Raw genomic sequence first — 23,130 nt, 5'->3', positions numbered from 1 at the left:
ATCTTTAAACAAACACTTATAAAGGAACATGCTGAATGGACGAACGACAGCGACTAAAAGAGCTGCTTTTAAGCAAGTCTTACCGGGAAGGGACCTTTACTCTGACTTCCGGCAAAACATCTGATTTTTACGTAGATGGTAAGCAAACCACCCTGGATGCCGAAGGTGGTTACCTTTGTGGACGCTTGCTCTATGAATTAATCCAAAATAACGAACAACCCATTACCGGTGTCGGCGGCATGACTCTGGGAGCTGATCCGTTGGTCACGGCAGTCTCACTGGTCAGCCACCTGGATAACAATCCAATTCCTGCATTCATCGTGCGTAAAGAAGCCAAAGGGCACGGTACAGGTAATTATATTGAAGGCAAAAACAATCTCCAACCCGGAGCAGTTGTTGCTTTGGTTGAAGATGTGGTTACAACCGGCGGCACCCTGATCAAAGTCATTGAACGGGTGGAAAACGAAGGGTTTAAGGTCGGGTTGGTTGTCACCATTGTAGATCGCCAGGAAGGAGGAGCAGAAACACTCGCTGACCACGGCTATCCATTAAAATCGGTTTTTACCCGGGAACAACTCATAGGAAAGAGAAAATAATCGTGGAATGCAAAGAGTGTGAAGCTACATTAACGGTGCTGCGCCGATGTCGTCAAGTCAGGCTTAAGTGCAATGGCTGCCAACGTGAATATCAAATTCATGAAGTTGCAGCAGACCTGGACGCTGCTACCGAGGCGGAACTGGAACGTTACACAGCTATTATCTACGACTGAGAATATGCCAACCAACACAGCATATGTCCGTGCCAACAACACGGCAACGATTGTCTGTCCTGCCTGCGGTGCTAGAAAAAATATCAATACCCTGCAGCTGAAGGGAAAAAGGCATACCGTCAAAGTTCGTTGCCGCTGCAATGTTGTTTTTGATATACAGATTGATTTTCGCCATAGTTACCGAAAACCAATCAGTCTCCCCGGCACTTACACTATCCTCCGCGATGGGCAAGGTGGCGGCGTTATTCACATACGCAACATTTCCACCGGAGGAATTGGATTTACAGTATCAGGGATCCATCAGCTCAAAAAGGGGCAGGTGCTTGGCATTGAATTTCAACTCAATGACAAAAACCAGACAACCATAAGAAAAAAAACTGTTATTGTCTCAGTGAATAAAAATCAAATCGGCTGCCGGTTTTCGGCATCAGAAGAAACCGGCAAAGCTCTTGGTTTTTTCCTCCAGTCATAACCGAGGAAAGAGAGCATTCTTCATCACTCGTAACTTTTAGCAGCACTCCAACTCTCCACTATCTGCCTGCCGGCATACCGATGTCTCGAAGTCGGAGCTAATCTGCTAATCGGCCGGTTTGTGAACATTTGGAGTACTGCTGGATAATGACCTTCACGCTTCAACTCACCTGTAAAGATTTCTGCAACAAGTTCTCCACTGTCTCCAATAATGGGGGCAGTGTGGCCGCATTAATAGCACTGATACCGACCCCACCAGCCTGATCGATCTTTTTCTGCACCTGCTCACTATCAACCCTGTCAATTTTGTTAAAAACCATCAGGCAGGGGATATCATCCAGTTTAAGTTCATGCAGTAATGCTTCGACCACCGCGACCTGTTGCTGCCATTGCGGGTTGGAGACATCGACTACGTGCAAGAGAAGGTCAGCTTCAAACAACTCCTCCAAGGTGGACTCAAACGCTTTGAGCAGATCGGCAGGAAGGTTGCGAATGAAGCCGACCGTATCGGTGATGATCACCTCCAGATCCTGAGGAAAACGAAGCCGCCTGCTCGTCGGGTCCAAGGTCGCAAACAACAGGTCCTCTGCCTGTATTTCGCTCTTGGTGAGGGTGTTGAGCAGGGTTGATTTGCCTGCATTGGTGTAACCAACTAACGAGATAACCGGCACATCCCGTTTGCGCCGTCTATTTCTACGATGATATCGCTGCTTGCCCACGGACTTGAGCTCTTTCCCCAGCCTGGCAATGCGATCATTGATGCGACGCTTGTCGATTTCCAGACGGGTTTCCCCCGGCCCCCTAGCCCCTATCCCGCCGGTCAGCCGTGACAAGGCATCATCACGAGTTGTTAACTTAGGCAGCATATACTTCAGCTGGGCCATTTCAATTTGTAGCTTTCCTTCACGTGATCGTGCACGGCTGGCGAAGATATCGAGAATAAGCTGGGTACGATCAATGACCCGCAGATCTGTATGGTCGGTAACTGAACGGATTTGCGAGGGACTGAGTTCCTGGTCAAAGAGCAGCAGGTTGACGCCCAGACGGAGACTGGTCAACATGATCTCCATCAGCTTGCCCCGACCAAGGATGAACCTGGGATGCATCTGTTTTCTTCGCTGAATGACCTGGCCCAGCACTTCCACACCCGCAGATCTAGCAAGCTCGACCAATTCCGCCATTGAATCTTCAGCGTATGTCAGCGATCCGGTGGTGACACTCACCAGCAAAGCCCGGTCCCGTCCTTTGTCCACCTCTTTGATCGGTCGGGCACGAACGAACTCACTTTCCAGCGATTCAATTAACTCGATACAGGAAATGCGTTGATTGGCCGGATGTACCGGCTCCAGCTCCTGCCAATCCCTCCCATCAACTTGCCGGGGCAGCAGATGCGCCCCATACAGCAGAGCGGGTAGCGAATCATCATCCAAAGTGAGTACCGCCATCATGTCGAGCCTGAGGCAGGCCATATCCATGATGTCTTCCTCATTGACGCCCCCTTTACGAAAAGAGGTATGGACGCAACGCAATCCACGCAAGCGTCCACCACCTGTTCCGACTTCCGGTAAAGCAGGAATAACGATCCGGTCATGATCACCCACCACCACTTTGGCTATTGCGCCGGAACGATGGATAAGCAACCCGACCTGGCGATTCATTTCCGCGGACAAAGCGGCAAGGCTTCGGGCAGTCTCTCTGCCGATGATCTCATCAGGTGTGATTTTTTTTTGGGCAAGCCGCTCAAGAGCACGTAACTGCTTACTCTTCAAACCGCTTGTATTACCAACTACGGCGCCTATGGTCTTTCTCCTCTACTTTTCAAAAAATAACGTAACTATTGAGCAAATACAACACGGTCTCGCCTTAGATTCCAACGGTAGTTGCCGAGTTATGTTTTCCTGCCTGACTGATCTTCTGCCGAGGTAAGCGCAGATTCCGTGGATGCTGCTGAACACATATAAATGTCGGTTCAATCAGCAGGGAGCATTACCCGGAGTACGTGGAAAAGGTATCACGTCCCTAATATTTTGCATCCCGGTGATCAACTGCACCAGTCGCTCAAAGCCTAGCCCAAAGCCTGAATGGGGAACAGTTCCATATCTTCGCAGATCGAGATACCAACCATACTCCTCCAGATCAAGTCCTGCCTCTTCCATCCTGGCCTTTAAGAAATCGTATCGCTCTTCACGTTGACTGCCTCCTACCAGTTCACCGATACCAGGCACCAGAATATCCATCGCAGCAACGGTCTCTTCTCCGTCATCAAGGCGCATATAAAAAGGTTTAATTTTTTTGGGATAGTTGGTCACAATCACCGGTACGCCAGCCACCTCTTCACAGAGATAACGTTCATGTTCGGCCTGCAGATCTATCCCCCACTTAACCGGAAACTCGAACTGCTTGTCCGCCTTTTCAAGTTCCTTGACGGCATCAGTATAAGATAGGTGCACAAAAGGCTTGTTTTTAATGGTTTCCAGCCTGTTGAGCAGTCCCTTGGAAATAAATTTATTAAACAAGTCCAGATCTGGAGCACATTCCTCCAGCACTCTGCCAATCAAATCCTTGATCATGGCTTCTGCCAGCTGCATATTGCACTGTAGATCGCAAAAGGCCATTTCCGGTTCCAGCATCCAAAACTCAGCAAGATGTCTGCTGGTGTTGGAATTTTCTGCACGAAAGGTTGGACCAAACGTATACACACGGCTATGGGAAAGAGCAAAAATCTCTGCCTGCAACTGACCACTTACGGTGAGTCCAGCACGTTTATGAAAAAAATCATCAGCAAACGCCCCATCTTTCTTCAGTTGATCTGGCTCAAGAGCGGTCACAGTGAACATTTCACCAGCGCCTTCGCAGTCAGAGGTAGTAATAACCGGTGTCTGCACTTGAAAAAATCCATTTTCTTGAAAAAACTGATGAATCCCGAAATTTAACGTACTTCGTACCCTGGTGACAGCTCCCAGGGCATTGGTGCGACTACGCAGATGGGAAATAGTCCGCAAAAATTCAAGGCTATGTCGTTTTTTCTGCAAAGGATAGGAATCTGCGTCGGCCAAGCCGATTACCTGGAGCTGATCTGCCTTCAACTCAACCGCTTGTCCTTTGGCAGGCGATGCGACGAGTTCTCCGACAACTTTGACAGCACAACCAGTGGTCAAACTTTTTACATCTTCGTCATAGTTGGCAAGACTTTCCTCTGCAACGACCTGCAGATTAGCCAGACAGGAACCATCACTTATTTCAACAAAGGAAAGGCTACCCGAGTCACGCCTTGTTCTGACCCAGCCCTGGACGGCAACATGACTGCCAACAACCGGGTTATTCAGCAGCTCCTTTATTGTACGCATTTCGGAAAATTTTGTTTTCATTTTCAATTCTTTTAAATTTATCGCAAATAATCACGAGGTTGATAACTCTTTAATTTATTATACTTGCAACCTGTAACTGCTTACAGGTGCCTCATGTCTAGACAGGCGCTATTTTTCGCTGATAAGCATTGCTATTACAAATGCAACACCGAAGCCTCAAGCATGCCGGTTCGAACCGGAATGAGCCAGTATTTTTCATGCTGTGCATCAACAGACTTTTTCAAAGTGCGGCTAATACGGTGAGAATCCTCGACTAAGTTATAAAACACACTATCTACTCCTATGAATCCGTCAAGCAGGTGCGTGAGCGTGTGGAGTAGTTTCGTTAGATACCCTTCCTCCATATGCACCAAGTCTTCAATTGTCTCTATCCCCTCATCCTTGAGACTCTCAACCAAAGACAAGGCAAAATCCATGTTTTTAGCAATACCCTTTTCCAGCATTGGCCAAAAGCGGCCTTCTTTGCTGCCGATAATTTCATCCGGCCGGATAACAAGATCGGAATAAGTAATCAATTGATTTCCCGTTAGATAATGTGCAACCCGTTCAGCACCCTCTTGAGCACTTTCAGCTTCCACTAAAAAAAGATGAGAAATTTTGTATTGTTGTTGTTCAGCATTCATATCGGGTATCAAAAATCACACTGTTCTTGTAAATTGTGGATCGGTACAAACAGGTATTACGAAATTCAAACAATTGATATCCTGAACACCGGTATATCCCATATCCAGATTAACATACCACCCCTCATGGTTGCCATGCCGATCACAACTCCAGAGCCACCTTGCATTAGCAGGGCTAAAAGGAAAAGGATCAAGATGATTTTGTCCATCAAGCAGGCTCAGCAATTCATTAACCGTTGGTAACCGCCATTTTAGCTCTTTGCCGTAATCAGGAGGAGAGAGCTGCTTGACGTACGCGGCAGCTTGCACCTGAGAAAGTGGATACAAGGTCCCGTTCCTCATCCAGACAAGACCTGTTCCCTCATCTACGATCCTGTCCTTCTCCACCCTGAGGCAGGATGCAACCGGGGCAACTGGACGATGTTGACTGTTCACGGAAAACGCTTCTTCCGCACGCGAGCTGCATACGTTCACTGGCGTATGCCGAAGCTTTCCTCGTTGTTCTGCCTCTTTTACAAGACAGGAAGAACCTTGGTTTTCCTCACCTGAAGAACTCACCCGAAGCTGTTCCATGGCTGCCAACATATCTGCTGCAGTTTGAAAACGAGATGCTGGGTCCCAACTTAAAGCCTTGGAAAAAAAATCATCCCAGTCATGATTATATCGTTTATTAACCTGGGAAAGGGAAAAACTCTGCATACCTGGCAGTTTACCCGTAAGCATACGATATAGCAGCACAGCTGCCGAATACAAATCCGCCCTGCCATCCACACCGAGTGGCTTTTTTCGTTGTTCCGGCGGTGTATAGTAAGGCGAGCCGACCTGCATGGTATCCGGGCCGCAAAAGGCAACGCCTTCAACCAGAGCCATGCCAAAATCACACAGCTTGATGGTGTCCTCATCGGTTACCAGGATATTTTGCGGTTTGATATCACGATGAATAATTTTATTATGATGGAGAAAGGCTAGCGCCTCGAGTAGTTGCCGCCCGTAATAGAGCACCTTGTTCGCCTCAATAATGCGGGAATCTTCTTCGACCTGAAATTTCTCGCCTATCATGTCCCCCAGGTTTTTGCAAATATACTCCATAACAAAAAATGGCCGTCCTTGATCATCTTCTGCATAATCATGGGCCGTCACCAAAAACGGTTGATGGAAAGACGCCATGGTTTTCGCTTCGGCCAGAAAAATTTCACGAAGCTTCTCAGGACCGAGAACGACCTCCATAACTTCCGAAGGATCCAGTAGCTTAATTGCCACCACCTTCTCAATTTCCGGAACCAATCCTTTGTAAACAGCTCCCATCCCGCCTTTTCCAAGACGGCGGATAACTTGATAACGGCCAATCTGTTTCATATCTTTATCGTTTCAACCTTATGGCATTAGATACAGGAAAATGGCGCTTTTTTAAAAGATGAATCGTTGTGTCGACATCGTAATCAACCGCTCGAATCTCTATATTTGACGCGCCAACATCCCACACGCAGTATTTTGCCTTTGCATTAAGCTGGTCACGCGGCTGGCCGACGCTTCCGGGTAACACGAGATGGCGGGAATCACTGGACAAAGAAATCACACCCGTCTTGAGCGTACGACATGTAACCAAGTTGCCTCTCAATGTAAACCAGGAAAGAGTATGTGTATGGCCCGCAAAGCAGTAGACTTCAGGATAGGTGGAAAAAATACGCTTTAACCGATTAGCAGTTGGAGAAAAAAGATAAGCTGTCATTGATTGCGGCGGACAACCATGAACAAAACGGGCTCCATGGCGAAGGGACACGGCAGGCAGGTTGCCTAACCAGCAAAGAGATTGCTCGGACAAGAGGCTTTTTGTTATCTCTAGAGATTCTTTTGCCACAGGATTGAAACGATTAAAATAACCGACGGAAATAAGCCCGAGTTCATGATTTCCCATGACCGAGGAAACATGACGCTGCAAAAGGCACTGCACCACCTCTTCCGGCTCCGGCCCATACCCGATATTGTCGCCCAGGGAAATAATTTCATCTACCCCAATCTTGTCAATATCGGCAAAAACAGCATCCAGTGCTCTGTAATTCCCATGAACATCAGCTATGACAGCAATACGCATAGTATAAAATTTTATACAACAGCCGAAGGAGCGACGATAACCGGCGAGCCGACCTGCAAGAGAGCACTCGAATACAGTCCTTGCAGATGGTGGAGGACTGTTGAGCATTTTACAGTAAAAAGAAACACTATCGGTGCATTACTTTCAGATAAGCACTCGAAATTCCCCATCCCTTTACTCAGGATACAGTCTGCGCCTGCAAAAAGATCGCGGAACTCAACAGTGCATTGTTCCAAAGAGGTGCCGGGCAAATCACTCCCGTTGGCAACAACCCTGCAGATCTTATCCAGGCCGCAATACAGGGCATCCTCTAATGTGGCATCATTAATGATCGGCATTCCCCGTACCGCAACCACGACATCAAGACCCATCGCTAGAAGCTGCTGAACCAGGAGTTTATCAAAAACAATTTCCCCGCAATTATCGGCGAGCAACAGAACCTTTCGACTCGTGGCCAGTTTTTCCCGCAACCACGAATAATGATCGATTGCAAATTGTTGCTGCTGGCACTGTGCCAGTGTATCTTGAATATCAAGTTGCCTTTGAGCCCCATTATCAAGCACATTGGCTCCAATTGCAAAACGCAAAGCTGTTAATAAAGGATCAGGTGCCTGTTGAATAGTGTCGTTAATACGATTTTCCAAAGAAAGGGCAAAATCATTGCTTTGTTTTTTTATCTCGGCAAAGGGATCAGCAACCTTGGTAGACTCGGCTATGAGCCGATAATAATGCGCAGCATTTTCAGGCGGCGTACTGTTTTCAGGAAAGGTGCCCAGCATTGCTCCCACCTCTACCAGCAGTTGCCGCTGCATTTGAGCATCCTCTGTACAGAGTTTGGTCACATTTAAAGCCTGTTGCATAAAGCAGGCTAAACAATCAGTTCCGGTACGCATCACGGTCTCTTGATAGAAGGAAGAAGAAGGTAGTCCCGGCGCACATTACCAAGGGCTGCAAATATATGTTCTTTGGAATCGGGAATTTGTTTATAAATAAACTGGACAAGTTCGTGTACCTCCTGCCTCCTTGTATGCCCCGCCATCGGACACTCCGTTTCAATCGCGACAAGCCCGATTTTCTCCCCTAACAGAGACACTTCAGCTTTGTCACAGTATGCCAGCGGTCGAATGACTGACAGATGTCCGGAAAAAAGCTCTTGTTTGGGACGCATGGTACTAATATTGCCGGCACAGGTAAGATTTAAAAAAAAGGTGTCTATAATATCATCCCGGTGATGACCAAGTGCCAATTTGCCGAAATTGTGTTCCCGGGCATAGGCAAACAGCTGTGTCCTTCTGGAACGTGCACATTGAAAACAAACGTCTTTTTTTGATAATTGAGCGTGCTCTTGATGCTCAATGTCAGGTTTCCAGGCAGCAGGAAGCACAACCAGAGGAAGTCCCAGGCTCTCCATCACCCGACTGACCGCCCTCGCAACACGACCAGGAATGTTCCCCTCACCTTCCATATCAACATGAATAGCTTGTAACCGGTAACTGATGGGTGCTTTTTTTTCCCAAGACAAGAGCAACCAGGAAAGGATTAAAGAATCGATACCACCTGATACAGCAACAAGAATACGGTCACCGTCGGCAAGCATCTCATAATCATGCATTGCACGACCAACTTTGCGGTTCATCCCACGGGGCAGCGTTCCTTTCATTTTCGGCAAAAAATCACTTATCAAGGCTCCAGCAGATATCCGCACTGGGAAAACTTTTCATCAATTCCCTCTTGCAACAACTGCTCAGACGTAATCCAGGTAAAACCTCTACTCCTTGCACTTTTCCAGTTGTAGAGATTTTCCATCAAGGATTGTTGAACCTCATCAAAACTTCCCTGGCAAAGAATTTTCCCTTCTCCGACTTCATAGAGTCGATACTGGAAGGCAACAGAAGCAGGGTCTTTGGCTGTATATTCTCCACCAACCCGGTCGGAGAAACGACTTATGCTTATTTCAAGCATAGCATTACAGCTCATCTGTTCTGCAATCTTCTGCAGAGAACCAAGTCTACTCCCCTCTCCATCAACGTCAAGCCCATAAACCTGTGCCGGGTTTACAAAACGGAATTCACGGCGACCGGCAAACTTTTTTTTCAGAAGAGCATCCATGATGGTTGCCCCCTCTTTGAGTTGCTTAGCCTGGGCAAAGGACATGGCACTGGAAACATCAACAGCAGCCTGTACAGGCATAACGCCAACACAGGAGATAGCCAGTGCAGGATCCCTGGGAACCGGTTTCTGTTCCGGCTTTTTGGCACAGCCGGAAAAAACAAACACAGTGGTCACACATGCAATAGCCAACAGCTTTACGGATTGAATCACTTTATCCTCCCTGGTGATAGATACATTTCTGTTTTATAGAGTCCCTTTAGATGAAAGCTGACCAGTTAACTGATCATGTACGGTAGTTGCCTCTGCCATCGCACGCCCAAGTGCTTTGAACACAGCTTCAAGAATATGATGGGTGTTTTCGCCATGAAGGAGGTCAACATGCAGTGTTAAGCCTGCGTGCAGAGACAGGGCACGAAGAAATTCCTTGGCTAATGGGGTATCAAAGGTTCCGACCTTACGATCTTCAAGGGGTACATTATAATAGAGATAAGGACGGTTGGAAAAATCCACACAAACTCTGGCAAGGGTTTCATCCATCGGTACATAAGCATGTCCGTAGCGGCAGATACCGGACTTATCACCAAGCGCATCGGCAAAAGCCTGGCCAAGGCAGATGCCCACATCCTCTACCGTATGATGATCGTCTATGTCAAGATCACCTGCAGCACGTATATGGAGGTCAAAGAATCCATGCACGGCAAGTAAAGTAAGCATATGATCCATAAAACCGACCCCGGTCTGGACATCTATTTTTCCTGCACCATCGAGTCCAAGACTAACCTGGATATCAGTTTCTTTTGTTGCACGAACGATTTCCGCCGTCCGCGAAGACTTTACCGCCATTTTTCACTCCTCATCAGGTGTCCACAAAGACAACATTCAAGCAGATAACCGACCACTTTTACAGAAAGGGTGCAAAAATAGAATATATTATCAGGTTGTTGTCATTTACTCATCAATGAGGGTATACTATTCTGCTTCTTGTATATTCGCAACAGTTCTTGGCCGAGGTTTGATGGTTTTCGACAGAGATCAATTGAAAAAAAAGGACGGCCAATGCATTTTTCATTTGACACAAACCGCCAAAAAAGGTAATTTCCCCGCCGTCTACTGAATACAAATTGCTGAGCGGGAATAACTCAGTGGTAGAGTGTAACCTTGCCAAGGTTGAAGTCGCGAGTTCGAATCTCGTTTCCCGCTCCAATATTTTTTTTTAAGGTTCGGACCACGTTCGAACCTTTTTTTGTTAAATAACGAGGCGCCATTAATGAAAACATATTATACGCCGGTTAACGAGATTTCCCGTCAATGGAATGTTGTTGATGCTGACGGAAAAGTTCTAGGACGTATCGCCACCGAGATTGCCAGCCGTCTTCGCGGAAAGCACAAGCCCACCTTTTGCAATTTTCAGGATAACGGCGACTTTATCATTGTTGTCAACGCTGATAAAGTGCATTTGACCGGTGCAAAATGGGATGACAAACAATACTACCGTCATACCGGATATGTTGGTGGAATAAAGTCTCAAACAGCGAAAGAACTTCTGGCAAAAAAACCGGAAGAACTTATCCGTATAGCTGTTAAAGGCATGTTGCCAAAAAACAAGCTTGGCCGGGCACAGTTTAAGAAATTGAAGGTATATGCCGGCCCTGACCACCCTCATCAGGCACAGCAACCTGAAACCCTTGAGATCTGATTGGAGCAACATCATGTCGCAGGATAGCACATACGCCACCGGTAAAAGAAAAACAGCTATTGCACGCGTCTGGATTACCCCAGGTAGCGGCAATGTGGCTGTAAACAAAATGCCAATTAGTGACTATTTCGGGAACATTTATTACGAGCCAAAGGTAGCTAAACCTTTTGCAGTGACCGAAACCACTGACAAATTTGACATTCACGCCACTGTTAAAGGTGGTGGGAAATCAGCCCAGATAGATGCTTTAGTTCACGGTATAGCAAAAGCGCTTCAGGATCGCGATTCTGAAATGCGTATGCCGCTGAAAAAGGCAGGCTTACTCACTCGTGACCCCCGTGCCAAAGAACGTAAAAAGTATGGACAGCGCGGTGCACGTGCTCGCTTCCAGTTCTCTAAACGTTAACAGGTACTGGAACGGTTTACTGCCGTTTTTCAAAAAGTTGTACAGATGTTCCGGGAGTAACGAATTCTTCGTTACTCCCTTTTTTTATGGTTGCAACCTCGCCGTAGGTACATCACAAAAGGATTTTTGTCATGCTAAATGTTGGAATTGTTGGTGCGTCCGGTTATACAGGAGTTGAACTTGCACGAATCCTGTCAACCCACCCTGAAGTCAAGTTGACGGCAGCCACCTCAAGAAAATATGCTGGTCAAATGTTGTCGGAAGTATTTCCAAATCTCCGAAAACGGATAGATATTCGTTGCGAGAATCTCTCTATTGATCAACTCATAGATCGTGCCGATTTCTTTTTCACAGCTGTTCCCCATAAAACTGCCATGGACATAGTCCCGCAACTTCTTGATGCAGGTAAAAAAGTAGTCGACCTCAGTGCTGACTATCGCATCCATGATGCTGCAGTTTACGAACAATGGTACCAGGCTCATTCAAGCAAACACCTTTTGCCTGAAGCCGTCTATGGCTTACCAGAACTCTACCGGGATGCAATCAACGGATGTAAGCTTACAGCCAATCCTGGTTGTTACCCCACCTCGGTTATCCTTGCCCTGGCGCCATTGTTGCGCCACAAACTGATCACCACAGACAGTTTAATAGTTGATTCTAAATCAGGGACTTCCGGAGCAGGCAGGGCAGCCAGCGTCAGCAGCTTATTCTGCGAAGTAGCAGATGGGTTCCGCCCATACAAGGTCGGAGGCAGTCATCGTCACATACCTGAAATAGAGCAGGAACTGTCTTTACTTGCCGAAACTGAAGTTACCATTTCATTTACACCGCACCTGCTCCCTCTTTCCAGAGGAATTCTCAGTACGGTGTATGCGTCCTTAAACCACCAGGGAAAGTCTACAGACCTGCAAAGCCTGTATGAAAAAACATACAGCGAAGAACCTTTTGTCCGAATCATGCCCAGCGGGAATCCCCCTGCCACGCAACATGTCCGAGGCTCTAACTGCTGTGACATTGGAATCCAGATTGATGAACGAACAAACCGGGTTATTGTCATGTCTGCCATTGACAATATTGTCAAAGGTGCTTCCGGGCAAGCCATCCAGAATATGAACCTGATGAATGGTTTCTCTGAAACCTCCGGCCTCATGCATGCGCCCTTTTTCCCTTGATGCTTCGCACCATTCGTCTCCTTATCACCTTTGATGGGACCAGGTATCACGGATGGCAACGCCAACATAACGGTATCACCGTTCAGGGAGTACTTGAGGAGCAGCTAGGTCATCTGTGCAAAAAAAACATTACCCTGCATGGGGCTGGTCGTACCGATGCCGGCGTACACGCTATGGGCATGGTCGCTCATTTTCACCTTGGAGCATCCATACCATTAAAAGCCTTTACCGACGGACTCAACTCAATGTTGCCTCAAGACATTCGTATTCTTGAGGCACGCGAAGAAAAGCCTGAATTCCATAGTCGTTTCAATGCGCTCGGAAAAACCTACAGGTACGACTTTTATACCGGCCCACTGCAACAACCTACTACTCGGCTCTACGCAGCTCATTTTCCCGGTTTTTTTGATTCATCACGGCTAACAGAAGCCTTACAATTGATTACCGGGACCCATGATTTTTCAAGTTTTGAACGTGTTGGCAGCCGCAACAGAGAGTTACAAACCGGCCGCGGTGCGGTGCGTACCATATATAAAGCAACCTGCTCTTCGCATCCGCATCAAGCAGACCATTGGTCTATTCAGATCACCGGTGATGGATTTCTACGGCAAATGGTTAGGATACTTGCAGGCACTCTTATAGAAATCGGCATGGGAAAGCGTTCTCCAGCATCCGTACAAACGGCGCTGGTGGCAGGAGACCGAACAAAAGCCGGTATGACTGCACCAGCCCATGGTCTTTTTCTGGAAAAAATATATTATCAGCAACTTTTCCATTCTTGATTACAGGTCACATTACCCTTCTTCCATGTTCAAACAACAAACATCATTTATCCTGGCATCTGCATCTCCACGCAGACAAGAATACCTAGCCTCCCTCGGCATCTCCTTTGAAACCATTCCAGCCATTATCGATGAGACCCCCATGGCCGGAGAATCATCGGCAGCCTTTGCAATCCGGATGGCCCAGGAAAAATCACAAACCGTCGCCCAAAACAACAAAAATTCCTGCGTCATTGCCGCAGATACGGTTGTGACACTTGGTCAAAATATTTTTGGCAAACCAACCACAGTAGAAGAAGCACGAACCATCCTTAGAAAATTACAAGGAAGAGCTCACAAGGTTATTACCGGCGTAGCCGTACACCATGCAAGAAAGAATATTGATGAGTCATTTCCGGTTGAGACCGAAGTCGTTTTTGAACAATACAGCGATGCAGTGATAGACGCTTACATAGCCACAGGTGACCCCATGGACAAAGCCGGTGGATATGGAATTCAATCGTACGGAGGCTTTCTGGTTAAATCCATAACCGGCTCCTACAGCAATGTTGTCGGGCTCCCCATGTCCCACCTCATTACGACACTACTCAAACATAATCTGCTCACGGTGTAATAAAAAAAAAACCAGCCACCCCTTGCTATCTTGACTTCCAAAAGGAGTATGCTATCCTGTATTAATATCTAACAATATTATACATTGTACCTTCTCAATAGCCAATATGCCGACAATTCTGAATAAATACTATCCGGTACGCAAAATTATCTTTTTCCTTGGAGAAGGAGTCCTTATTTTCTCGACTTTCCTACTCGTCTACATAGGCTTTTCCGGTTGGCAGATTTTTCTCATTGAACTGGTTCAAGACATAATTCGCGCTGCAACCGTCACTGTTGTTTTTCAGCTTTCTCTTTACTTCTTCGATCTTTACGACCTCAGGAAACCCGGCTCCACCACTGATACGGCTATACGCATGATGCAGTCTTTTGGAGTTGGTTGTATTGTGCTCGGGCTTTTATATTATGTCTTCCCTTCATTGATCATTTCTTCTCAGATCTTTTGGTGCTGCTACGTCATTATCTGCGCATCGCTTCTGTTATGGCGATCCCTGTATTACCTCGTGATTGAAAAAAAACTATTTTCCCGCGAAATTGTGGTGATCGGCACTGGAGAAACAGCTGAAAAAATTTACAGAGAACTACAGGAAAATGATGATTCGGGCTTTTCACTGTTGGCTTTTATTGCCTCTTCTACATCATGTTTTTCTCCTACGTCAATACCCGTTTTACCCGACCTCAATACACTGGAGACACGAAACTTAAGTCACCGAGTTGAAAGAATCGTTGTGGCTCTTGACGATCGTCGAGGTACCATGCCGATTACAGACCTCCTTCATTTTAAGCTACAAAAAAATATTATTGAAGACGGCATATCTTTTTATGAAGGACTTACCGGAAAAATTCTCATTGAAAAAGTAAATCCCGCCTGGCTTATTTTTTCTCAAGGTTTTGATAGTGGTAAAGCGACTTTATTCACCAAACGGTGCATCGATCTTGTTCTTGCAATTACAGGATTGCTTATTTCCCTTCCCATATCAGCTCTTACCGCCTTACTGATAAAGCTCGAATCACCTGGTCCTGTTTTCTATATGCAGGAAAGGGTCTGCGAGCGCGGGAAGACATTTAAGGTGATAAAATTTCGGTCAATGCGTAATGATGCTGAGAAGACCGGAGCAGTGTGGGCCAGCCAAAATGACAGCAGGGTAACCAAGGTCGGTAATTTTATCAGAAAAGTGAGAATCGACGAAATTCCGCAAATGTTGAATGTATTAAAAGGCGAAATGAGCTTTGTCGGCCCTCGACCGGAACGTCCCGTTTTTGTCGACCAGCTCACAAAAGTTATTCCATACTATGCCCTTCGTCATTCGGCAAAACCTGGAATCACAGGGTGGGCACAGATCTGCTACCCCTATGGAGCGTCTGAAGAAGATGCTCTCCGGAAACTGGAATACGATCTCTACTACATTAAAAACCAATCTATTTTTATGGACCTGCTCATCATCTTCAGAACCATAAAAACCGTCCTTTTTCAAGTAGGGTCACGCTAGATCGGATTTCTCATGAAAACTCCGCCATCTCTTACAAAATTTTATTTCAACACGATACAGTTGAAACAAAAAAGGTGTAAAGTAAACAGAATATTCGCCAAAGATCAATCCATGCGGCACCATCCTCTTCAGTATTTTGGTAGTAGAAGGTAAGCATAGACTCAGATAGTAGGTTATCGGAGTCTATGCTTACCTTTTCACCGTCAAAAACGCTACCCCTGCCACCGCCTGAACTGATGAAAAATCAGGGCTGAGCAGGACAAGCTCTCCTTCACCCTGGTTTCTACCATTTCTTGCGAATCCAACGCGATTGTTGTATCTTTACTGAATAAAATCATAAAATTGGGTTAATCGGCATTTACAGGTTGAATCGCTATGAATACCACGTCCTCTTCTCCTGCACACGAACTCAACGAGCATGCTGCCGAGTTTCCAATCAGGCTCTACACAGCATTACGTACGGTACGTCTTTATCCACCTACTAATCCACAGGTCATCCAAAATACTGCAGCTGCGCACCAGGCATACAAGACCTTGTTGGATTCCTCTGACCAAGACGATGTCACCATAGCGCTTTCTGAACAAAAAATTATTGTCAACGGTCACCACCTTTCAGAAAAAGAACAGGCTCGTCCGCAGATCGTAGGTTTGACGACCTTTCTTCAGCAACTCAAGCTACACTCGCTCTCCTTTAAAAAAACCTTTACCCAGGAGGATTGTTCGCGTTTTATCAGTACCCTTGCCACCTTGTTTGGCAAAAAAGAGATTGATAAGTCGCTTTCTGATCTACTGGAAGCAGCTAATATCACTTCGGTTACTACCGATTCCAAACGCTACGTTGTCGTCCACGAAGGAGAACAAGTTGTAAGCCAGGATCAAATCGGTTTTGGTTCAGGTGTAGGCATTAGTGATGAGGAGATGGCCAGTTTTATACTTGGGCAAACGGGGGTATCAACGCCGTTTGCAGACTCACTTCCCAAAGAATTGGAACCTATTATCACTATTTTCAGCGAAGCTCTTCAGGGTCACGAAAACCCTGCACAACTTACCTCTGCCTTTTTCAACGCACTCCATGAACAGCCAGAGGATAATTCACAACACCTTGATGATGTAGAAGCCTCTGCCAATACCATTGCCAACCTTGCCCCGGACAAACTTTCTAAACTGCTTGCCTTGCTGCCTCAAACAGAATCAAGCAACGAAGTGCTCAATGCAACCATTGATAACCTGCAGCCAAAACAACTGAACGATCTGGTCAACAATTTGATCATTGACCTCGCCAAGCAAACACCTGGATCTCCTTCTACTGGAGGGCAATCTCAACAACACGACATAATCAGAAGGCTGGTCAACACCAAAAGGGGCACCGAAATCAAAAAAACCATTGCCCTTAATGTGGATGCCAGACAGTTGCTCGACAACCCTTCCACTACCATTGCCGAACTGCCGCCCCATCTTCTTGACCGCCTCAGGCAGCCGGACTGGTCCGCACCGGTTCTGGCAAATGCGGTCCAGCAGGCGGTGGACCATCAACCGGGTGCGGCATCGACCATTGATCCGGCTGCGGTCAACAGGATGCTCAGCCATTATGAGCAACTCCTCGATGAAAATACACAGCAACAGGTGGCCGCCAAGGCAGGGGCACAACTCGCAGCCATGGGAGGAACTGAGCTCGGCAATGTGTTGACCCAAAAGTTCAAAGGATTGTTCGGCGACAAACTCTACCATCAGGTGGTCAACCAGGTCTCCGATGATCTGCTCGATGAAACCATTGAGAACCTCACCCCAAAACAGCTCAACCGGATGGTCGCCATGCTCACCTCGAGCATTCCACTGGCCATCGACAACAATGGCGATCCCGACCTCACGGCTGTGGATGATGACATGCTCAACAAGCTGGTCAACACCAAAAGGGGCACCGAAATCAAGAAAACCATTGCCCTTAATGTGGATGCCAGACAGTTGCTCGACAACCCTTCCACTACCATTGCCGAACTGCCGCCCCATCTTCTTGACCGCCTCAGGCAGCCGGACTGGTCCGCACCGGTTCTGGCAAATGCGGTCCAGCAGGCGGTGGACCATCAACCGGGTGCGGCATCGACCATTGATCCGGCTGCGGTCAACAGGATGCTCAGCCATTATGAGCAACTCCTCGATGAAAATACACAGCAACAGGTGGCCACCAAGGCAGGGGCACAACTCGCAGCCATGGGAGGAACTGAGCTCGGCAATGTGTTGACCCAAAAGTTCAAAGGATTGTTCGGCGACAAACTCTACCATCAGGTGGTCAACCAGGTCTCCGATGATCTGCTCGATGAAACCATTGAGCACCTCACCCCAAAACAGCTCAACCGGATGGTCGCCATGCTCACCTCGAGCATTCCACTGGCCATCGACAACAATGGCGATCCCGACCTCACGGCTGTGGATGATGACATGCTCAACAAGCTGGTCAACACCAAAAGGGGCACCGAAATCAAAAAAACCATTGCCCTTAATGTGGATGCCAGACAGTTGCTCGACAACCCTTCCACTACCATTGCCGAACTGCCGCCCCATCTTCTTGACCGCCTCAGGCAGCCGGACTGGTCCGCACCGGTTCTGGCAAATGCGGTCCAGCAGGCGGTGGACCATCAACCGGGTGCGGCATCGACCATTGATCCGGCTGCGGTCAACAGGATGCTCAGCCATTATGAGCAACTCCTCGATGAAAATACACAGCAACAGGTGGCTACCAAGGCAGGGGCACAACTCGCAGCCATGGGAGGAACCGAGCTCGGCAATGTGTTGACCCAAAAGTTCAAAGGATTGTTCGGCGACAAACTCTACCATCAGGTGGTCAACCAGGTCTCCGATGATCTGCTCGATGAAACCATTGAGCACCTCACCCCAAAACAGCTCAACCGGATGGTCGCCATGCTCACCTCGAGCATTCCACTGGCCATCGACAACAATGGCGATCCCGACCTCACGGCTGTGGACGATGACATGCTCAACAAGCTGGTCAACACCAAAAGGGGCTCCGAAATCAAAAAAACCATTGCCCTTAATGTGGATGCCAGACAGTTGCTCGACAACCCTTCCACTACCATTGCCGAACTGCCGCCCCATCTTCTTGACCGCCTCAGGCAGCCGGACTGGTCCGCACCGGTTCTGGCAAATGCGGTCCAGCAGGCGGTGGACCATCAACCGGGTGCGGCATCGACCATTGATCCGGCTGCGGTCAACAGGATGCTCAGCCATTATGAGCAACTCCTCGATGAAAATACACAGCAACAGGTGGCTACCAAGGCAGGGGCACAACTCGCAGCCATGGGAGGAACCGAGCTCGGCAATGTGTTGACCCAAAAGTTCAAAGGATTGTTCGGCGACAAACTCTACCATCAGGTGGTCAACCAGGTCTCCGATGATCTGCTCGATGAAACCATTGAGCACCTCACCCCAAAACAGCTCAACCGGATGGTCGCCATGCTCACCTCGAGCATTCCACTGGCCATCGACAACAATGGCGATCCCGACCTCACGGCTGTGGACGATGACATGCTCAACAAGCTGGTCAACACCAAAAGGGGCTCCGAAATCAAGAAAACGATTGCCCTTAATGTGGATGCCAGACAGTTGCTCGACAACCCTTCCACTACCATTGCCGAACTGCCGCCCCATCTTCTTGACCGCCTCAGGCAGCCGGACTGGTCCGCACCGGTTCTGGCAAATGCGGTCCAGCAGGCGGTGGACCATCAACCGGGTGCGGCATCGACCATTGATCCGGCTGCGGTCAACAGGATGCTCAGCCATTATGAGCAACTCCTCGATGAAAATACACAGCAACAGGTGGCCACCAAGGCAGGGGCACAACTCGCAGCCATGGGAGGAACCGAGCTCGGCAATGTGTTGACCCAAAAGTTCAAAGGATTGTTCGGCGACAAACTCTACCATCAGGTGGTCAACCAGGTCTCCGATGATCTGCTCGATGAAACCATTGAGCACCTCACCCCAAAACAGCTCAACCGGATGGTCGCCATGCTCACCTCGAGCATTCCACTGGCCATCGACGACAATGGCGATCCCGACCTCACGGCTGTGGATGATGACATGCTCAACAAGCTGGTCAACACCAAAAGGGGCACTGAAATCAAAAAAACCATTGCCCTTAATGTGGACGCCAGACAGTTGCTCGACAACCCTTCCACTACCATTGCCGAACTGCCGCCCCATCTCCTTGAACGCCTCAGGCAGCCGGACTGGTCCGCACCGGTTCTGGCAAATGCGGTCCAGCAGGCAGTGGACCATCAACCGGGTGCGGCATCGACCATTGATCCGGCTGCGGTCAACAGGATGCTCAGCCATTATGAGCAACTCCTCGATGAAAATACACAGCAACAGGTGGCCGCCAAGGCAGGGGCACAACTCGCAGCCATGGGAGGAACTGAGCTCGGCAATGTGTTGACCCAAAAGTTCAAAGGATTGTTCGGCGACAAACTCTACCATCAGGTGGTCAACCAGGTCTCCGATGATCTGCTCGATGAAACCATTGAGAACCTCACCCCAAAACAGCTCAACCGGATGGTCGCCATGCTCACCTCGAGCATTCCACTGGCCATCGACAACAATGGTGATCCCGACCTCACGGCTGTGGATGATGACATGCTCAACAAGCTTGTACAGACCCCTAAAGGGCCCATGGTCAGACAATTGTATTCTCAGCAGGTCGATGCCCGCGCACTACAAGCTGCAGCTGCTTCAGGGAAGCCTGCGCCTCTAAGCCTGCAAAAGCGTCTTCAACAGCCTCAATGGTCAGCTCCTCTTCTGGTAACAGCAGCCCAGCTTACGGTAGATCCTGCAATTGTCGATGAACATAAAGCAGGCTTTGATGGGTTTAACCAAATCCTTACCAATTACGATACTGCCCTTAGCCAAGAACAACAAACGCAGGTCGCAGCCCAAGCAGGACAACAACTTGCTGATTTTGAAGACGATGAACTCGGCCAAATGCTCATCCATCGTTTTAAAGGACTTTTCGGCGACAAGTTGTATACCGAGATCATCAAACACCTAACCGACGAAAAATTGGCAACGCTCACCCAACAGATGTACCGATTTGTAACCGGCCAGGAAGTACTTCCGGAAGGTGATTCAAATCAAGAAGTTGCTGCAGCCTATAAGCGGCTGATGCAAACCGTCAAAAATGTAAAAATCCGTACGGTTGTCGAAATGCATAAAGAACGACAACAAAAAGAAGCTGAGGGCAAGGCCGAAAAAATAGCAAAAGGGATAAATGCCATCCTTGCAAACGATACAAACCAATTAGCCGACCAAGAGATCTGTCAGGAATTACCCAATGCCATCATTCAATTCATCAAAGATGGTAAAAATATCGAAGCAGATACCCTATTGATGCATACAGCCATAGCTATCCAATCGACTTCAGAGAAGATACGCTTAAATGGAGCAGAAACCCTTGCACTGACAGCACAAAAATTAGCTGAGCAGAAACAATGGGATCGTCTGGTTAAACTCCTCCCTGCTTTAGAGCAAGCGCTTCAGCTGGTTGTTACCGACGAAAGCAGCATAAAGAGAATAATTACCGCGATCTCGCAATTAGCCCACCATTTTCTCGAACAAAACAACTATGCCAAAGCATTTGAAATCGTTCATGTCATCAACCGGATTACCTCCTCGAAGGTTGGTATAGAAGTGAGTGAGACTGTAAGAGAGCATGGCATTGCAGTTCTTGACCAAATCAGCTCTGATTCTATTTTGGAAAGGCTTCTCGAAGCCTATCTTCACGACGAGGAAAAGAGAGATAATGTGGGCAACTTACTCACCGATCTCGGCAACAGGTCGGCACGCTACCAACTGCAATATTTAATGAACAGCGAAAGCCGTTTTGAAAGAAAACTGCTTTTAAGTCTTATCAAACAAACCGGCAACGCCGCCAAAGATATTCTGCTTGAACAAATCCAACAGCCATCTCCTTGGTATGTGACCCGCAACATTGTTCGTTTGCTCGGAGAGATCGGCAGTCCTTCGCTTGTGCACGCCATAAAACCCTTTATCAATCACAAGGATCTAAGGGTCCAGCAGGAAGTGTTGAATACGGCTGTCAAGCTTAGGGGGAATGAGACCCCCGAGTTCCTCAAACAAGCCTTATCCTCCATGGATGATACGATTAAAACGAAAGTTGTACACCATATGGGCAACATTCCTGATGAAAGCTATGTACGTCCACTCACCGAGTTGCTTGAACAAAATAAATCCATGCAGGGAAAAAACAAAAACCTTTTCCAGCTTGCTATCTGTAAAACTCTGGGTATTATTGGATCCAGGCGTGCACTGCAGACACTACAAAGCGTTGCACAAAGCAAGTCTGTCCTCGGTATTACCGGTTATGCAGATGAAGTCCGTAATGCTGCAGGTCAAACAGCACGACGCATCAGGGCAAGGCTTTCTCCCGATCAAAGCCCACAGCTCCCAAGCAGTTCTACTATGAAATCTCCAAATGACAAACAATCGCAGCCAAGCTCCCACTCATCATCTATAACTGATCAGGAAATACATATTTTTAAAATGGTCGAACAGGGGAAAAAGGAAGAAGCAAAAGAAGCTCTCTTTGACTTGGTGACAGCAACAGCCAGGGCTGGCGATTTTCATAATGCAGAACGATTGCGCGAACGCATATACGAAATTGATCCCATGGCCCTGAGTGAGATTATTCGTTCCGGCGAGATAATCGAACAGGAAAAAACCGGGGCTATAAACCAAGACGATTTGGATACATGGTCTCAACTTACCGATGAACTTACATCAGCTGAATTCCAGACGATCTACCATGAACTGCGTGAACGTATATTTAATCCGGAAGAGTCAATCGTTAACCAGGGCGAAAAAAACAATGAGCTGCTTTTAATCAATCAGGGAAGCATCAAAGCGTCTCACCTTATTAACGACAAAGAAATCTTTATCACCAGTCTCGGCAGAGGTGAAATTATCGGTGAAAATTTTTTCACCCCTTCTATTTGGACTATCAGCCTCACCGCTCTTACCCAATCAAGAATCTACGTCTTGAAGCAGGACCAACTCGCAAAATGGAAAGATCAATTTCCTGGGCTGGAAAACAAACTCAAAAATTTTTACAATAAAAACAACAAAATACCATCAACACTAAAGAAAAAAGGACTAGAACGACGCCAGGATGAACGTTTCAAAATATCACGAAAAATACAGGTGCAACCCACAGACAGTAAAGGGAACCCAATAGGCCGTGGATTCAGGGCTGACATTCTAGATATTTCAAAGGGTGGCTTAGCGTTTCTTATTCGTATCACTAAAAAAGAAAATGCCAAACTCTTGCTTGGTAGAGGTTTGCAGATTGTTTTACCTGTCGGTGGAAAAGCCAACTATCTTTATCTGCAGGGACTCTCCATTGGCGTACAACCCTTTAATGTTTTCGAAAGTGATTACGCCGTACACTTTAAATTCCATGATCAATTGGATGCAACCATCCTGCAGCAGATACTTGGTTAAAACGGGTTTCATG

The 23,130-nt window shown here is 47.5% G+C and carries 19 protein-coding genes and 1 tRNA gene; 11 read left to right on the top strand and 9 right to left on the bottom strand.

The window, feature by feature from the left end:
- Positions 1–35: 35 nt before the first annotated feature.
- From pyrE to ACHZCY_RS19620, 3 genes are read left to right on the top strand one after another with little or no spacing between them, the layout of a single operon-like run.
- Positions 36–596, top strand: a complete 561-nt coding sequence (pyrE, locus tag ACHZCY_RS19630) for an orotate phosphoribosyltransferase (protein ID WP_319550084.1) — start codon at positions 36–38, stop codon at positions 594–596.
- 2 nt (positions 597–598) lie between these two features.
- Positions 599–769 carry a dual CXXC motif small (seleno)protein gene (locus ACHZCY_RS19625; protein ID WP_205224726.1) on the top strand — a complete coding sequence of 57 codons (171 nt, stop codon included), beginning with the start codon at positions 599–601 and terminating at the stop codon, positions 767–769.
- 4 nt (positions 770–773) lie between these two features.
- Positions 774–1,241 carry a PilZ domain-containing protein gene (locus ACHZCY_RS19620; protein ID WP_319550083.1) on the top strand — a complete coding sequence of 156 codons (468 nt, stop codon included), beginning with the start codon at positions 774–776 and terminating at the stop codon, positions 1,239–1,241.
- A gap of 160 nt (positions 1,242–1,401) precedes the next feature.
- On the opposite strand, the gene hflX is transcribed toward ACHZCY_RS19620, so the two are convergent.
- From hflX to hisB, 9 genes are all read right to left on the bottom strand, one after another.
- Positions 1,402–3,009: a GTPase HflX gene (hflX, locus tag ACHZCY_RS19615; protein WP_319550082.1), complete on the bottom strand. Its 1,608-nt coding sequence runs from the start codon at positions 3,007–3,009 to the stop codon at positions 1,402–1,404.
- Between the two features lie 204 nt (positions 3,010–3,213).
- Positions 3,214–4,608, bottom strand: coding sequence for an asparagine--tRNA ligase (gene asnS / locus ACHZCY_RS19610; protein ID WP_319550081.1), 1,395 nt, complete (start codon positions 4,606–4,608; stop codon positions 3,214–3,216).
- Between the two features lie 134 nt (positions 4,609–4,742).
- Positions 4,743–5,231: a hypothetical protein gene (locus ACHZCY_RS19605; RefSeq protein WP_205224827.1), complete on the bottom strand. Its 489-nt coding sequence runs from the start codon at positions 5,229–5,231 to the stop codon at positions 4,743–4,745.
- Between the two features lie 15 nt (positions 5,232–5,246).
- Positions 5,247–6,587 carry a protein kinase domain-containing protein gene (locus ACHZCY_RS19600; RefSeq protein WP_319550080.1) on the bottom strand — a complete coding sequence of 447 codons (1,341 nt, stop codon included), beginning with the start codon at positions 6,585–6,587 and terminating at the stop codon, positions 5,247–5,249.
- A gap of 4 nt (positions 6,588–6,591) precedes the next feature.
- The gene (locus ACHZCY_RS19595) at positions 6,592–7,323 is read right to left on the bottom strand and encodes a metallophosphoesterase family protein (protein ID WP_319550079.1); all 732 of its coding nucleotides are present in this window, start codon (positions 7,321–7,323) and stop codon (positions 6,592–6,594) included.
- An 11-nt stretch (positions 7,324–7,334) separates the two neighbouring features.
- Positions 7,335–8,216, bottom strand: a complete 882-nt coding sequence (locus tag ACHZCY_RS19590; RefSeq protein WP_319550078.1) for a damage-control phosphatase ARMT1 family protein — start codon at positions 8,214–8,216, stop codon at positions 7,335–7,337.
- On the bottom strand, positions 8,216–8,983 hold the full coding sequence (locus tag ACHZCY_RS19585) for a tRNA lysidine(34) synthetase (RefSeq protein ID WP_319550233.1): 768 nt from the start codon (positions 8,981–8,983) through the stop codon (positions 8,216–8,218). The genes ACHZCY_RS19590 and ACHZCY_RS19585 overlap by 1 nt, the downstream gene beginning before the upstream one ends.
- A 20-nt stretch (positions 8,984–9,003) precedes the next feature.
- Positions 9,004–9,645 (bottom strand): hypothetical protein, encoded by a 642-nt coding sequence (locus tag ACHZCY_RS19580; RefSeq protein ID WP_205224832.1) that lies wholly within the window; start codon positions 9,643–9,645, stop codon positions 9,004–9,006.
- A 33-nt stretch (positions 9,646–9,678) separates the two neighbouring features.
- Positions 9,679–10,278, bottom strand: a complete 600-nt coding sequence (gene hisB, locus ACHZCY_RS19575; protein WP_319550077.1) for an imidazoleglycerol-phosphate dehydratase HisB — start codon at positions 10,276–10,278, stop codon at positions 9,679–9,681.
- 285 nt (positions 10,279–10,563) lie between these two features.
- Here hisB and ACHZCY_RS19570 point away from each other — a divergent pair.
- From ACHZCY_RS19570 to ACHZCY_RS19535, 8 genes are all read left to right on the top strand, one after another.
- Positions 10,564–10,638 (top strand) — tRNA-Gly (locus tag ACHZCY_RS19570).
- Between the two features lie 64 nt (positions 10,639–10,702).
- A complete protein-coding gene (rplM, locus tag ACHZCY_RS19565) occupies positions 10,703–11,131 on the top strand; it encodes a 50S ribosomal protein L13 (protein WP_205224834.1) in 429 nt (142 codons plus the stop codon).
- Positions 11,132–11,144: 13 nt separating this feature from the next.
- Positions 11,145–11,537: a 30S ribosomal protein S9 gene (rpsI, locus tag ACHZCY_RS19560; protein ID WP_205224835.1), complete on the top strand. Its 393-nt coding sequence runs from the start codon at positions 11,145–11,147 to the stop codon at positions 11,535–11,537.
- Between the two features lie 131 nt (positions 11,538–11,668).
- Positions 11,669–12,709 carry an N-acetyl-gamma-glutamyl-phosphate reductase gene (gene argC / locus ACHZCY_RS19555; RefSeq protein ID WP_319550076.1) on the top strand — a complete coding sequence of 347 codons (1,041 nt, stop codon included), beginning with the start codon at positions 11,669–11,671 and terminating at the stop codon, positions 12,707–12,709.
- The gene (gene truA / locus ACHZCY_RS19550; RefSeq protein WP_319550075.1) at positions 12,709–13,491 is read left to right on the top strand and encodes a tRNA pseudouridine(38-40) synthase TruA; all 783 of its coding nucleotides are present in this window, start codon (positions 12,709–12,711) and stop codon (positions 13,489–13,491) included. The genes argC and truA overlap by 1 nt, the downstream gene beginning before the upstream one ends.
- Positions 13,442–14,104 carry a Maf family protein gene (locus ACHZCY_RS19545; protein WP_319550074.1) on the top strand — a complete coding sequence of 221 codons (663 nt, stop codon included), beginning with the start codon at positions 13,442–13,444 and terminating at the stop codon, positions 14,102–14,104. Before truA ends, ACHZCY_RS19545 begins: the two co-directional genes overlap by 50 nt.
- Positions 14,105–14,210: 106 nt before the next feature.
- Positions 14,211–15,593 (top strand): TIGR03013 family XrtA/PEP-CTERM system glycosyltransferase, encoded by a 1,383-nt coding sequence (locus ACHZCY_RS19540; RefSeq protein WP_319550073.1) that lies wholly within the window; start codon positions 14,211–14,213, stop codon positions 15,591–15,593.
- 375 nt (positions 15,594–15,968) lie between these two features.
- On the top strand, positions 15,969–23,117 hold the full coding sequence (locus tag ACHZCY_RS19535; protein WP_319550072.1) for a HEAT repeat domain-containing protein: 7,149 nt from the start codon (positions 15,969–15,971) through the stop codon (positions 23,115–23,117).
- Positions 23,118–23,130 lie beyond the last annotated feature (13 nt).

Origin of the sequence: Desulfogranum marinum, from assembly GCF_963675105.2 — a bacterium.
In the GTDB taxonomy this organism is placed as follows: Bacteria; Desulfobacterota; Desulfobulbia; order Desulfobulbales; family Desulfobulbaceae; genus Desulfogranum; species Desulfogranum marinum.
This window is presented reverse-complemented; position numbering and strand designations above follow the sequence as displayed.